This is a genomic window from Candidatus Omnitrophota bacterium (assembly GCA_034717435.1).
Classification (GTDB): domain Bacteria; phylum Omnitrophota; class JAUWXU01; order JAUWXU01; family JAUWXU01; genus JAYELI01.
In genome coordinates, this window is sequence record JAYELI010000041.1 from 1 (window position 1) to 12688 (window position 12688).

General features: G+C 44.5%; 14 protein-coding genes. 1 reads left to right on the forward strand and 13 read right to left on the reverse strand.

Features of this window, described 5'->3' with window-relative positions:
* Positions 1–88 precede the first annotated feature (88 nt).
* The 6 genes from U9Q08_03150 to U9Q08_03175 are packed head-to-tail and all read right to left on the reverse strand — an operon-like array spanning position 89 to position 6087.
* Positions 89–1978: a secretin N-terminal domain-containing protein gene (locus U9Q08_03150; GenBank protein ID MEA3328713.1), complete on the reverse strand. Its 1890-nt coding sequence runs from the start codon at positions 1976–1978 to the stop codon at positions 89–91.
* 22 nt (positions 1979–2000) lie between these two features.
* Positions 2001–2651, reverse strand: coding sequence for a hypothetical protein (locus U9Q08_03155; GenBank protein ID MEA3328714.1), 651 nt, complete (start codon positions 2649–2651; stop codon positions 2001–2003).
* Positions 2612–3475, reverse strand: coding sequence for an AAA family ATPase (locus U9Q08_03160; GenBank protein ID MEA3328715.1), 864 nt, complete (start codon positions 3473–3475; stop codon positions 2612–2614). Before U9Q08_03160 ends, U9Q08_03155 begins: the two co-directional genes overlap by 40 nt.
* Positions 3476–3533: 58 nt before the next feature.
* On the reverse strand, positions 3534–3800 hold the full coding sequence (locus U9Q08_03165; GenBank protein MEA3328716.1) for a MerR family transcriptional regulator: 267 nt from the start codon (positions 3798–3800) through the stop codon (positions 3534–3536).
* Positions 3797–4603, reverse strand: a complete 807-nt coding sequence (otsB, locus tag U9Q08_03170) for a trehalose-phosphatase (GenBank protein ID MEA3328717.1) — start codon at positions 4601–4603, stop codon at positions 3797–3799. The genes U9Q08_03165 and otsB overlap by 4 nt, the downstream gene beginning before the upstream one ends.
* On the reverse strand, positions 4603–6087 hold the full coding sequence (locus U9Q08_03175) for a trehalose-6-phosphate synthase (protein MEA3328718.1): 1485 nt from the start codon (positions 6085–6087) through the stop codon (positions 4603–4605). Before U9Q08_03175 ends, otsB begins: the two co-directional genes overlap by 1 nt.
* 80 nt (positions 6088–6167) lie before the next feature.
* Here U9Q08_03175 and U9Q08_03180 point away from each other — a divergent pair, with 80 nt between their 5' ends.
* A complete protein-coding gene (locus U9Q08_03180) occupies positions 6168–8288 on the forward strand; it encodes an AsmA family protein (protein MEA3328719.1) in 2121 nt (706 codons plus the stop codon).
* On the opposite strand, the gene U9Q08_03185 is transcribed toward U9Q08_03180, so the two are convergent.
* The 7 genes from U9Q08_03185 to queC are packed head-to-tail and all read right to left on the reverse strand — an operon-like array spanning position 8266 to position 12655.
* Positions 8266–8862: an XTP/dITP diphosphatase gene (locus U9Q08_03185; protein MEA3328720.1), complete on the reverse strand. Its 597-nt coding sequence runs from the start codon at positions 8860–8862 to the stop codon at positions 8266–8268. The two genes, U9Q08_03180 and U9Q08_03185, sit on opposite strands and share 23 nt — an antisense overlap.
* Positions 8853–9374 (reverse strand): FumA C-terminus/TtdB family hydratase beta subunit, encoded by a 522-nt coding sequence (locus tag U9Q08_03190; protein MEA3328721.1) that lies wholly within the window; start codon positions 9372–9374, stop codon positions 8853–8855. Before U9Q08_03190 ends, U9Q08_03185 begins: the two co-directional genes overlap by 10 nt.
* Positions 9371–10210, reverse strand: coding sequence for a fumarate hydratase (locus U9Q08_03195; GenBank protein MEA3328722.1), 840 nt, complete (start codon positions 10208–10210; stop codon positions 9371–9373). The genes U9Q08_03190 and U9Q08_03195 overlap by 4 nt, the downstream gene beginning before the upstream one ends.
* A gap of 19 nt (positions 10211–10229) precedes the next feature.
* Positions 10230–10910: a transposase gene (locus U9Q08_03200; protein ID MEA3328723.1), complete on the reverse strand. Its 681-nt coding sequence runs from the start codon at positions 10908–10910 to the stop codon at positions 10230–10232.
* A gap of 5 nt (positions 10911–10915) precedes the next feature.
* Positions 10916–11341: a preQ(1) synthase gene (queF, locus tag U9Q08_03205; protein ID MEA3328724.1), complete on the reverse strand. Its 426-nt coding sequence runs from the start codon at positions 11339–11341 to the stop codon at positions 10916–10918.
* Positions 11338–12006, reverse strand: a complete 669-nt coding sequence (locus tag U9Q08_03210) for a 7-carboxy-7-deazaguanine synthase QueE (GenBank protein ID MEA3328725.1) — start codon at positions 12004–12006, stop codon at positions 11338–11340. Before U9Q08_03210 ends, queF begins: the two co-directional genes overlap by 4 nt.
* Entirely contained in the window at positions 11987–12655 is a 669-nt protein-coding gene (gene queC / locus U9Q08_03215; GenBank protein ID MEA3328726.1) for a 7-cyano-7-deazaguanine synthase QueC, read from the reverse strand. The genes U9Q08_03210 and queC overlap by 20 nt, the downstream gene beginning before the upstream one ends.
* Positions 12656–12688 lie beyond the last annotated feature (33 nt).

Consider the following 12688-nt stretch of genomic DNA (forward strand, 5'->3'; position numbering starts at 1 on the left):
ACGGTCGCTCGCAATGACGGCGGGCAACGGTCGTTCGCAATGACGGCGGGCAACGGTCGCTCGCAATGACATTTCTGTGTAATCATTTCTATTTCTTTTCTTTTAACGCGGTTAAGATCGCGTGCTGTTTGAAATGGTACTCTGCTTTTTGGGAATCCTTGATGTAATCATGGTAAATATTGGCCAGGCGCAGATGGGTAACCGCGCTTACAGGGTTAATCTTCAGCACTTCTTCATATTCCTCTATTGCCGGAAGATAATCCTTGTTCTGTTCATAGGAAAGGCCGAGCCTGAAATGGTGAAAGTCGTCTTTGGAAGAAAGGAGTTTTTTTGCCGGGAGTTTTTTCTCATGATGAATAATATGGGGCGTCAGAAAAATGACCAATTCCCTCGTCCTGCTTCCTTTGGATTTTGATTTGAATAGATTTCCCAGCACAGGTATATCGCCCAGAACCGGAAACTTGTCTTCGTTTTCATAGTCCCTCTCGCTGATCAGGCCGGCAATAATTATTGTCTTTCCGTCCTCAACCAAAACATCTGTCTCGGCATTGGACGTATCGACCTCGGGCAGGCGGATCTGGGCAGTGCCGGCTTCATCGGTTATCTCAAACCAGTCCCTGAGCGTGCTTACTTCAGGCTTGATATGCATCCTGACAAACCCGTCTTTATTGATCGTGGGGGTAACGGTAAGGGTTATTCCGACATCAACGAACTCCGCGCTCCAGGAAGTGGTAGCCGAGGTCTCTGACTGGGAAATGGTGCTGGTGGCATAGGGCTGGCGGGTGCCGACCATAATCTGGGCCTCTTCATTATTACAGACAGCGATATGCGGAGAAGAGACAATTTTTACCTCACCTAAGGTTCTCAGGAATGTCAGGGCGGCATTGGCCTTCCGGGGGTCCAGGCGGCCGGAATGCCATTCTTCACTTGCCGCGCCCTCATCGGTAAAGAACCCTTCTTTCCATTTTCCGATAGAAACCCTGCCGAGGCTGCCGACCGCGCCGGCAGGAAAGGCGATCGGAAAACTACCCACTATTCCGATATCCGTTATCGTGCTAAACAGGCTGTCCCAATTTACGCCCATCGCAAAGTCATCGTTTAAGGTTATTTCCACAATCCTTGCTTCGATAAACACTTCTTTGGTCCGGGTGTCGAATGCCGCGATTATTTGTTCAATCTCTTTTAGCTTATAGGGCAGGTCCTGGACGATTATTTTATTGGTCCGTTCATCGGTCCTGATCGAGCCAACATCCGGGGTCAGGGCTTCGGAAATCCCGGTGGAGAGGTCTTCAACAGTGGCATACTGAAGTTCAAATACCCTGGTATCGGTAGGGGATTGTTTTTCAATAATGCCTTTATCAAGATCAAAGGCGATTTCCTCCATTTCTTTTATTTTCTCCGGGGTGTCTACCAAGATGACGGTGCCGGTTGCATCATCCATAATAATCCTGCCGATACTGCTTTTGATATTAGCCAGGGTCTCGCCCATTTTTGTGGCGGTAGAGTATTTAAGCTTGAAACTGTTGACCTGCCGTTTATCGGAATATTTCTCTCCGTAGAGCATCTCGTACTCGGCCTCGGTCATTATTGTGATTATGTCGTTCTTTTTTTCGCAGGCCAGGTTGTTGGTAAGCAGGATAAGGTCTAAGACATCGCTGATAGTTACATTGTTCAAAAACAGGGTTATCCGGCCTTTGACGTTCTTGCTGGTAGCGATATTTAAATCGCCCTTCATTGCCAGGAATTTAAGGGTATCGATTATGTCCATTCCCCGCAGGTCCAGGGACACATCCTTGGCTAAGCCCTGCTCCATATCCTGTTGATTGCTGTTATACGCTAGGCCGGTGACCGCAATTACAACAGATAACATCAAGACTGGGAGAATTATTTTTTTATTCATGTTTTGTATCGCTTTTCCGTCATTGCGAGCGAGCGTAGCAATCTCTGTTTCCGGGATTGCTTCGGCTGGCTTCGCCATCCTCGCAATGACCGATAAGAAGTTACATCAACTCAAGAGTTTCGTCTTCAAAACTCAGGATAATCTTGTCTTTTAAGATATCGTCTATCTTGAATTGATTAATCGAACTTCCTTTTTTAAGAAAATAGGTTTTTTCCACTGCCTTGTCCTCGATCATCGCTACCGGCTCCTTACCCCAGGATATCCCTACCAGATTAAGGTCTTTGGCCAACTCAACTAAGGTTACCTTTTTGACCTCGGGTTTGGGCGCCGGTTTTTTTACCACCACCGGGCTGAAGATATTCCTGCGGCGCACCATCTCAAAATAATGTAAAAAGGGCAGCTGCTCAACCAACATTTTTATCTCTGTCTTGTCTGCCTTTTTTACCGCCTGCCGGGCTTTATCGTAAACCGCGGCCAGGTCCGGCCGCCGGAACATAAAATCAGTTATCGAATAGGCGATCAGGCCCAAAGCAATGATCAAAAAAATCCTGTTTGCCGTTTTAATGTCCGACTTTTTTAACCCTGCGGTTAATTTTTTTGCCGCCCGGATGACCCCGCTGTTAAGCGAAAGTAAAAGTCTTTTGGGAAAAACGGTCTTCTTTCGTTTAAGCCCGGCTGTTGAACCGGCCCTTTCCCCTTTTTCAATCAGGTCTAATAATTGTTCTTCAGGAGTAGGTCTCTTTTTTGCCATCCTAATCTAAGGTCAAAATCAATAATCTCTCTGATGATAATACTGTCCACCGCCGGCCGGGAGTTCATTACCAGGGATTTTAAGGCCTTATGGCAGAGCATTGCGATCCGGCGCGGATAGCCCTGGGTATAACTGTGGATCAGGCTAAATGTCTCGTCCCGAAATAATTTTTCACTGCCATTATACCCGGCCTGGTGCAGGCGAAATTCAATCATTTCCCTGGTTTCCTGCTGGCTAAACGGGCCAAGTGTATGTTTTAAGGTTACGCGATCCATCAGGTTTTGAGCCCGGCCAAGCTGGGGCAAAAGCTCCATCTGGCCTAAGACCACAAGCTGGAGGAGTTTAAACCGGTTTGTTTCGTAGTTTAAAAGCATCCTTAATACCTCCAAGGAAGTAGCATTAAGCTTTTGCGCCTCGTCAATAATAAGGACTACTGTTTTTCTTTCACTTACGCCTTTTTGAAATAGAAAATGCTCCAGGGCCTCTTTAAAATCCAGGGTGGTGGGATCGGGATTGCCGATTTCAAGGCCGAATGTCTTGACCAGAGAAAGCAAAAACAGGTATTCGCTATCGTAAGAAGGATCGAGGATCATATAAAAGGCGATATCCTCCCTGGACCCTAAGGTCTGAAACAACTTTCGGGAGAGCGTGGTCTTGCCGGTGCCGATATCGCCGAGGATGATGCTCAGGCCCCGCTTTAACCTGATCTCGATCAATATGTTGGCTAAGGCGGTCCGGCGTTCCTCGGTTTGGTAAAAAAAATCCGGGTCAGGGCTTGTGGAAAACGGCTCCCGCTCTAATCCTAGTACCTTGTAATAACTCATGATAACACCTTAACTGGTCCGTTGTGCGTTGTGCGTTGTGCGTTACGCACAACGCATCTTACAGCATTTTACAGATCAATCTTAACGGATAGCCCTGATCTTTGAGCTGGCTGATCCGCTTCAGGTTTCTGTCAACCTCCTGTTCATTATACAGCCGGCCGTTGCCCTTTCTCTTTCTGACCGTGAGCAGGCCGAGATTCGTGTAGTAATTTAAGGTTTGATATGAAATATTGTGTTTTTTTATAACTTTTTGCGAAGAAATCATTATATCATATATAGCATATACTATAACTCTTGTCAAGTAAAATTTAAAAAAAACTGTCATTGTCCGATTAAATCGGGGAATGACAGATTTAATCTTTTTAAAAATTCTTTTACCTCGCCGGTATCTTTTAAGAAATATCCTGCCTTTGATCTTTTCTTTTCACTGCCGACAAAAACAGAAATTCCTCTCCGGCCCATTGCCTTAAATGCATCTTCATCAGTGCGGTCATCCCCTAAATAGATCATCAGGGTTTTTCTTACAGCAAGTTTATTCATAATCCATTTTAACGCCCAGCCCTTATCTACCCGGGAAAACGGCCAGGCCTCAAGCACCTTCTTACCGTACTTAAGCCGCACCTTTTTATCTTTAACGTATGGCCGGGTAATATCCCGAAATATCTTTTTTAATTGCCTGACTTTCTTAGGCCCTTTGGCCAGGCGGTAATGCAGGGCAACGGTTGCCCGTTTATCCTCGATAATAACCTGCCGGTCTCCGGAAAACCTCCGGGATAAACTGTGATAAATCTGTTTTAACGCCGGCCGGGCCTTTTTAGCATGGGGATGAAGAAACAGTTTCCTTTTCGTTTCTATCTCAAAACCGTGATTTCCCGAGTAGATTATGTTTTTCAGGCCAACCAGTTTTTTTATATCGGAAATCGAGCGGCCGCTTAAAACCCCGAGTTTAACGCGTCTTTTTTTAGAGATAGAGCGGAGCAGGTTTTTTGTGTTCCTGCTTAAGGCGGCTTCCCCGGGGTGTTTGACAATCGGGGTCAGGGTGCCGTCGTAATCAGTAAGCAAAATGACTTTTTTTGTTGAGGCGAATTTTTTGGATAACTCCCGCCAATCAGCAAATAAATATTTCATTAACGAATCTTCTCCAACTCGGAAACAACCCTGCCCGCCCACTTATAAACATTATTTCTCCGGACTATTTCCCTCAATTTTTTCATCCGGCGTATTCGGCCGGCTTCCGGCATTTCGATCGCTTTTTTTATCTTATCGGCAAAATCATCAGGGTCATAAGGATTAATCGAAACCGCGTCCCGCAGTTCCCGGGCCGCGCCGGTAAACTGGCTTAAGATAAGCGTGCCGTTTAAATCATTCTTAGCGGCAATATATTCTTTGGCCACTAAATTCATTCCGTCATGCAGGGGGCTGACAATGCAGAGATTGGACAACCGGTAAAGGGCCAGCTTTTCCTTGAAATCAAAGGTCCTGCGCCGGAAAAACACCGGGCTCCAGGTATCAGTAGAATGCTTCCAGTTGATCTGTTCGATAATATTATCTATTTCATCGTTCAATTCCTTATATGCTTTAAGATGTATTCTGCTTAAAGCACCGATCTGGATAAAAACAATTTTTTCCTTGTACTGGGGGTACTTTTCAAAAAACCTGTCGATTGCCCTTAACCGCTCAGGTATGCCTTTGGTATAATCGATCCGGTCTAAACTAAAAGCAACGGTTTTATATTTGGTTTTGATCAAGGAAAATTCTTTTTCAAAATGGCTAACCTTTAATTTGATTTCTTTTGACTCTGCCCGGCTGGAGATCTCGGAAAAATCGATACTGATCGGAAAGGCCCTGATCAATGTTTCGTGGCCCCGGTAAATCACCGAGGTTCTTTCTATGTCAATCCGGGCCTCCAACTCCAATTCCACGGCATCCAGAAAGTTAATGCAGTGGTGCCGGATGTGAAAGGCCAGGACGTCATTGGCCAAGAGTCCTTCCAAAATCTCTTTTTTCGCCGGGCAGATCCTGAATGCCTCGGCATTTACCCATGGGATGTGCCAGAAGTGGGCCACCATGGTATCCGGGCGGGCTTTTTTAATCATCGCCGGCAGTAAGGCCAGGTGGTAATCCTGGATCCAGACAATCGCTTCTTTTTTACCCATTTCCTCTAAGACGGCATCGGCAAATTTCTGGTTTACCTTTTGGTAGTAAGACCAGTCGGATTCAACAAATGTCGGCCGGATATAGACCATATGACAGAGCGGCCAGATCGAGCGGTTGGAATAACCGTAGTAATAACCTTCTTCTTCTTTGCGGGAGAGCCAAACCCTTCTTAAGCTATATTTGGCCTGGCCGGGAGGAAGTTTGATCTTATCTGTATTGTTAACCGTCCTGCGGTCAGCCGTGCCGCTGCCGTGGGCAATCCACAGGCCGTTACAGGACCTGACCACCGGCTCAAGCGCATTAACCGCTCCGCCGGCCGGCTGGAGAACCTTGACCTTGCCGCCCTGCAGGTTATGGACATAAGGCTCCCGGTTGGAAACAACAATCAATAACCGCTGGTCCAGTTTTTTTCTGACCAGAGCCTGCAGACGCTTTTTTGCCTTTATGGTTGTCATTGTCATTATTATAGTAAATTTTGGGCGTTTTGGCAAGCTTTTACTTGAAAGCAGCCTTTAAGTTATATATAATAGACACCATGAAAAAGGTAAGAAAGATTATTCTGCGGACAATCCTGATAGTTATCCTGATAATTTCTGCAGCCAGCTGGTATTTGAATAATATCTTTTTGCCTCAAAATGTGAAGGCCTGGATAGTTGATTTTTTGAGCGAAAAGACAGGCCGCCAGGTCAGGCTAGCAAACGTCAGTTATAATGTTTTCAAGGGAATAGCCTTAAAAGAACTGACTATCTTCGAAGACAGCGGTAAAACAAACAAGAAGTTTTTGACCGCTAAAGAAATATATTTTAAACTGCCTCTGGCTCCTCTCTTTGCCCGAAAATTCATACTCAGCAACCTCCGTATCCAATCGCCCGAGCTAACGATCATCAGGACCGGGCCGGCGAATTGGAATTTTTCAACCATCCTGGCCGCCAAATCCAAGTCCTTCCGGCCTAAGTTTACAACTTTGATTTCCCGGGCAACTGTTTGTGATGGAAAAATTTCGCTTAAGGACCTGACCAAAAAACCGGAGTTTACTGCCCGGATGGAAGCAATAAACGGCGAGGTATCCTTAAGCCTTCCGGCCAACATAAATTTTAAGTTCGACTCAGCGCTGCCGCAGACGCCGATAATCAATGTCCACTCCAGCGGGACTTATAACCTGCTTTCGGAAACCTTAGACTTTAAGGTGCATGCAACCGATATTACCCTGACCGATTATGCCGCTTATTACCGGGAAGCCATACCGGTCAAGATCATCGAAGGCAAAGGCAATTTAGAGATTGCCTTTTACCTGGATAAGGACAAAAATGTTCAGCTCGACGGGAAATCCCTGGTCAAACAGCTCACCATCCGGCAAGGGACAACACAAGCCGCCGGGGATTTGACAATAACCACCGGCCTCGCCTATAAAATAGGCGAGGAAAAAAGCCTGGCTTATGAAGGAAATTTAGGGATCAATAATTTTAAGGCCGAAGGCCTGCCTCTGGTCAAGGATCTGAAAAATATCAATGGAAAGATACTATTTTCTAAAGATACCCTTCCCTCTGCTGAATTCGCATTCCATTATAAAGACACCGGCCTTAAGCTGAAAGCCCGCGTAACAGACCTTAACCGAATGAGCGCTAATTTCGATTTATCTTCCGATAATGGACTGCAGATTAAAGGAGAATTCAATCCCAGGGCCAAAGATATTTATTCAACAAAAATAGAGGGGGCATATCTTGATTCCTTATTTAATTTAACTGCCAACATCGACGGCCGTAAAGACCTTTTGCTTAACATTCAGGGAGATTTTGAACTCGAGCTGACCGACATGGAGCAGATAATTTCTGAATATTCTCCGGAGCTAAGCAGGCTGAGCCCCAAAGGCAAACTGGCGCTGAGCGCCAGGGCCGCTGGAAATTGGAATGCCTGGAAACAATGGTCCGGGACCATCGAGGCAACCTCTGATCAAATAGTAATCAAAGAAATAACGTTTAAAAACCTGCTGATAGACCTCAGGATGAAAGACAAAAAGGTCTTCCTGGATAAACTAAGCGCTGCTCCTTACAAAGGGATCCTGACCTCTACCGCTGTTTTGGAATTAGACCTTCCCCAGCCGTTTCGACTGGAAGTGGACCTTTTAAATGTTGACCTCAGCCAAATGAGCAAAGATCCCTCACTAAACTGGCAGTATAGCTCCGGATATATCAGCGGTAATCTTAGCCTTGAAGGTTATAGAAAAAAGCCGGAGAACGTAACCGGCAGGGGCTGGTTCAAGATAGAGGAAGGTAAGCTCTGGGAAACGCCGTTATTTAACGGCCTGGCAAACATACTTTATTTTCCGAACCTGCAAAAGATATTGTTCACGCACGGGTCTGCTGCTTTTACCGTGGCTAACCAGGCAATAAGGACATCCGACCTGCTGCTTGAGAGTGATGGTTTAAATCTCGGTGCTAAAGGCTCGATCGATTTCAACGGAAATTTAGATTTTAAGATCACCACTGAACTGGCCCGTGAGCTGGCTAAAAAGTCGCCGGAATTCGGCAAGATCGCTAATATGATAATGGGCGGGCTGTGGAATTACATAATCGAACTGCGGTTAAAAGGAACAATTAAAGAACCAAAGTATTCCATCATACCTAAATTTTCGCTCAAAGACCTAATCGGGGAATAAATTCCTTTACCTGCCGGAGCGCCTCTGCCCGGTGGCTTATCCGGTTTTTCAAACCAGCTTCCATCCGGGCAAACGTCTCCTGATAACCTGAAGCTATAAATATCGGGTCGTATCCAAATCCATTCTTCCCGTCCGGTTTAAAATTGATCGACCCTTTACAAATCCCTTTCACTATCCCGGCTGTCTCACCGTCCGGTTTACTAATCGCCATAACACAGCTGAATCTCGCAGTTCTCTCCGGCTCTGGTATATTTTTCATCAGGTTAAGCAGTTTTTTAATATTGGCCTGGTCATTTTGTTCTTTGCCGGCAAACCGGGCAGAATAAACCCCGGGCCTGCCGTCTAAGGCCTCTACCTCCAGGCCTGAATCATCAGCCAAAGCCCACTGATTAGTAAACCGGGCTACGACCCTTGATTTTTCAACAGCATTATCTTCAAAAGTGCTGCCTTTTTCTACTATTTCAGGAAGCCGGGGGTAATTTTCGAGTGAAAGTATTTTAACATCGAATCCCTCTAATATTTTTTCTATTTCCTGCATCTTTTTTTTATTCCTGGTGGCTATTACTAACTCCATATACTTTTTCCCCGTGAGTCAATTGCCACTACTGCCGGAAATCCCCTCACCTGGAGCCGGTAAACAGCCTCTGAACCCATTTCAGGATAAGCCGCTATTTCGGCCTTATGCACCTTTTGGGCTAAAAACGCTCCTGCTCCGCCAATGGTTACAAGATATACTCCTTTGTATCTTTTCAATCCGTCCATCACCAGCGCTGACCTGTTTCCTTTACCGACCAGGACGTTCACTCCTTTTTTAAGCAACGGCACGGTAAACAGGTCCATTCTCGAGGAAGTGGTCGGCCCGCAAGAGCCTATTACCCAACCCGGCAAAGCAGGTGTCGGACCTGTATAATAAACGGCCCCATTGGCCAGAGAAAAAGGAAGCCGTCTTCTTTCTTTAATGGCCCCTGCCAATCTCTGATGAGCCTTGTCTCTAAGGGTATACATACTGCCCCATAGTTCTACTTGATCGCCGGGCTTTAATTTCTTGATTACATCCTTAGTTAAAGGAAAAAGCAATTTTTTCATACAGTTCTGCTTGCGCTTCGCAGGGCATGACAGCTCATATTTATCGCCAGGGGCATGCCCGCTATGTGGGTAGGATGGGTGAGAATATTTACTCCCAAAGTCGTGGTCCTGCCTCCTAACCCCATTGGCCCAATATTCAGGCGATTAAGATCTGTAAAAATCTCTTTTTCCAGCTTAGCAACCTGAAGTTTGCGATTAACATGGTTGACTGGCCGCAACAATGCCTGTTTAGAAAGAATGAGCGCCTGGTCAGCAGTGCCGCCAATGCCTATCCCCAACACCAGAGGCGGGCAGGCGTTCGGACCCTTTTGGCTGACTGTCTGGCTTACGACATCCCTTATTTTCCGGGTATCATCAGTTGGATTTAACATTATCAAGGTGCTCACATTTTCACTGCCAAAACCCTTGGGCATCAAACTGATTTTAAGGGTATCATCATCCGTGAGATTGATATGAATTACAGCCGGGGTAAAATCAGTCAAACCTTTCCTGTTTAGCGGGTCAGGGGTAATAGATTTCCTAAAATATCCCCTTTTATATCCTTGTTTTATTCCTTCATTAATACTTTGTTTAAGGCCGCCGTTAAGCTTGACGGCTCTGCCCATTTCAACAAACACCACAACCATCCCTGTATCTTGACAAATAGCTATTTTTTGCTCCCGGGCCAAATAGGCATTTTGGATAATTATATCCAATATCCAGCGAGCCCGCTTATTTGTCTCCTTTTTCAAAGACAGCTTAAGGGCATTAAGAACGTCTTTACGCAAAACCGTATTAGCCTCAATACACATCTCGCTCACAACCCGGCTAACCTTATCTGCTCTTATCCACCTCATCCCTTACCCTCTTACCCACCTACACCGCGTAGGTGTAGGTGGGTTCATCTAAAACCAGATCTTTAATCTTTGCTAATTCACGCTGATAGTCAATATGGGAATCTACAAATTTCTTATAGCGTTGGGGATTTATTTCTAGTATGTTGGAGTAATTACATATCCTCTCTTCATCATTTACTTTTCCCAAATACTCTTTATAGGAAGAAAACTTCCAATCTTGAGGCTTATTTACCAAATAAGCGGTTACAGGATTCAAATGAATATACCTGGTTAAGTGAAGCAACTGCTCGTCTGTTTCCACCAAAACACGTTGAAATCTACTCTCCCACAGCGGACCTTTCCTTTTGGTTTTAATATTAAAATAACGCGTATAGCTATTAAGAATATTATTCATAACTGAAGATATGCCTTTTTCTTTTAGTTGTTTTAAGATTAAATGAAAATGCGTGGGCATAATACAATAAGCAATTATTTCTGTCAGGCTTTCTTTTTTCACAAGATGTTTTTGAAAAAACTCTTTTTTATTTTGTACTTCATTAAAAGCAGAAAATCGTAACAGAGGTCTTAATTTATAATACTTAAACAAGTTTCTCATTCTCTTGTACTCTGAATCACTTTTAAAAATTTCAAATTCCGCAATACTTCTAGAAAAAATGTGATAAATTTCGCCTTTTACCAAAGGAACTTTTTCATCCATCATTACATTCAACTCCTTTTCCCCCTACACCTACGCGGTGTAGGGGGATATTCGGCAACAATGGTGGTTTTGATCCCGCCGCGGATGTTGAATTCAGCGGATATCTTGACTTTTTTCGGTTTGCCAGCCCGGACAAAATCTTCTAAAATTTTATTAACTGCGTGCTCGTGGAAAATGCCGAGATCACGGTAAAAAAGTAAATACAACTTAAACGATTTTAACTCAACACACCACCTATCCGGCGCATATTCAATATGGATAACAGCAAAATCCGGCAGTCCGGTTTTGGGGCAAATACAGGTGAATTCCGGAAGGTCTAAGTTAATCAAGTATTCTTTATCCGGATATTGGTTTTTCCAGATTTCAATTTTCGGCGTTTTTAACCGGCGAATGTTTTTTTGCAGGCTCCGGTAAGAATGCTTCTTCCTGGTCATTTAACCCCCATAATTTTATGCAGCTGGGGAATTATCCGGACATCGGATAATCCCCTCAGGCAAACCTCCTGAAAACTTTTAAGCTTATCAACCAGGCCCGGGTTCATTTCAAAATAATTCGGCTGTAAGACCAGCGGCAGATTAAAACCAGTGATTATTTTCAGGGCTTGTTCGATATCCTCCTGCCGGGTTGAATTACAAATTACTATCTTAAGAAAAACAATTTTCGAGGAAGCGATTTCTAAAAATTTCCTGTGCTCCGGCCAGAAACTCCTTAAGCCCGTCGAGGAAGGAAGCTTGAGATCCATGGCAATAATGTCTATCTGGTCGATTAGCCCGGATAATTGATCAGCCAGGGTCCCGTTGGTTTCAAGATAGGTCGTTAATCGCTGAGTTTTTAATAATTTTAAAAATTCTTTTAAAAAATCTGCCTGCAAAAGCGGTTCACCGCCGGTAAGGCAAAGCGAATGAAACCCCTGTTTATAATAAAGAATCCGGTTAAATAATTCTTCTATCCCGTACTCGTGATAGTATTCTAACCTTGTATCGCAAAACCGGCAGTAATCCAAATTACAGCCGTAGAACCTGACAAAAACCTGTTTTACACCCTGGTAAATGCCTTCTCCCTGGATACTTTCAAATAAATCAGAGATTTTTGCAACCATCCAATGGATCCTTGATCTTTGCTTCCTGAAACCCCTTTGCCCTTATCCGGCAGCTGTCGCATCGGGTACAAATGGACTTTTCCCCTTTATAACACGACCAGGTCATTTCAAACGGGACCCCTAACCTTTTGCCCAACCTGACAATCCGGGCTTTTGACCTGGAAATCAAGGGGGTTAATATCTTTATTTTTCGCCCCTCAACAACAGATTTTGCCGCCAGGCCCGCCATTTTCCTAAAGGCCTTAAAGTATTCGGGACGGCAATCAGGGTATCCGCTGTAATCTAAAGAATTGGCTCCGATAAATACGGCTTCGGCCTTGAGAGATTCTGCCCATGAAAGGCCGTAACTTAAAAATATCGTGTTTCTGCCTGCTACATAAGTAGAGGGAATTGACAGCCGGCTGCCGGCAGACGGCAGTTTTTTCTTTTTATCTACCAGGCTTGACTTCAGCCAGGGAAGATCAAGTTTAACTATTTTGAAGGGCGTATTTACCTTTTTACAGACAGAAACAGCCTTTTTTATTTCTTTTTTATGCCTCTGGCCATAATCAAAGATAAGACAATTAACCTTATAACCTTTGGAAAGAGCAAAAAACAGCGTAGTTGTTGAATCAAGCCCGCCGCTTAATAACACTATTGCTTTTCTCATTTTTAAATCTCAGGCACAATTAAATTGTTAAAC

What these genes read in the sequence shown, in the direction of transcription:
- U9Q08_03175 (MEA3328718.1), bottom strand. Translation starts at nt 6,087, where the DNA reads ATGACAACCATAAAGGCAAAAAAGCGTCTGCAGGCTCTGGTCAGAAAA.
- U9Q08_03165 (MEA3328716.1), bottom strand. Translation starts at nt 3,800, where the DNA reads ATGACAGTTTTTTTTAAATTTTACTTGACAAGAGTTATAGTATATGCT.
- queC (MEA3328726.1), bottom strand. Translation starts at nt 12,655, where the DNA reads ATGAGAAAAGCAATAGTGTTATTAAGCGGCGGGCTTGATTCAACAACT.
- U9Q08_03185 (MEA3328720.1), bottom strand. Translation starts at nt 8,862, where the DNA reads ATGGAGTTAGTAATAGCCACCAGGAATAAAAAAAAGATGCAGGAAATA.
- U9Q08_03155 (MEA3328714.1), bottom strand. Translation starts at nt 2,651, where the DNA reads ATGGCAAAAAAGAGACCTACTCCTGAAGAACAATTATTAGACCTGATT.
- U9Q08_03190 (MEA3328721.1), bottom strand. Translation starts at nt 9,374, where the DNA reads ATGAAAAAATTGCTTTTTCCTTTAACTAAGGATGTAATCAAGAAATTA.
- U9Q08_03195 (MEA3328722.1), bottom strand. Translation starts at nt 10,210, where the DNA reads ATGAGGTGGATAAGAGCAGATAAGGTTAGCCGGGTTGTGAGCGAGATG.
- U9Q08_03180 (MEA3328719.1), top strand. Translation starts at nt 6,168, where the DNA reads ATGAAAAAGGTAAGAAAGATTATTCTGCGGACAATCCTGATAGTTATC.
- U9Q08_03160 (MEA3328715.1), bottom strand. Translation starts at nt 3,475, where the DNA reads ATGAGTTATTACAAGGTACTAGGATTAGAGCGGGAGCCGTTTTCCACA.
- U9Q08_03150 (MEA3328713.1), bottom strand. Translation starts at nt 1,978, where the DNA reads ATGGCGAAGCCAGCCGAAGCAATCCCGGAAACAGAGATTGCTACGCTC.
- U9Q08_03200 (MEA3328723.1), bottom strand. Translation starts at nt 10,910, where the DNA reads ATGATGGATGAAAAAGTTCCTTTGGTAAAAGGCGAAATTTATCACATT.
- otsB (MEA3328717.1), bottom strand. Translation starts at nt 4,603, where the DNA reads ATGAAATATTTATTTGCTGATTGGCGGGAGTTATCCAAAAAATTCGCC.
- U9Q08_03210 (MEA3328725.1), bottom strand. Translation starts at nt 12,006, where the DNA reads ATGGTTGCAAAAATCTCTGATTTATTTGAAAGTATCCAGGGAGAAGGC.
- queF (MEA3328724.1), bottom strand. Translation starts at nt 11,341, where the DNA reads ATGACCAGGAAGAAGCATTCTTACCGGAGCCTGCAAAAAAACATTCGC.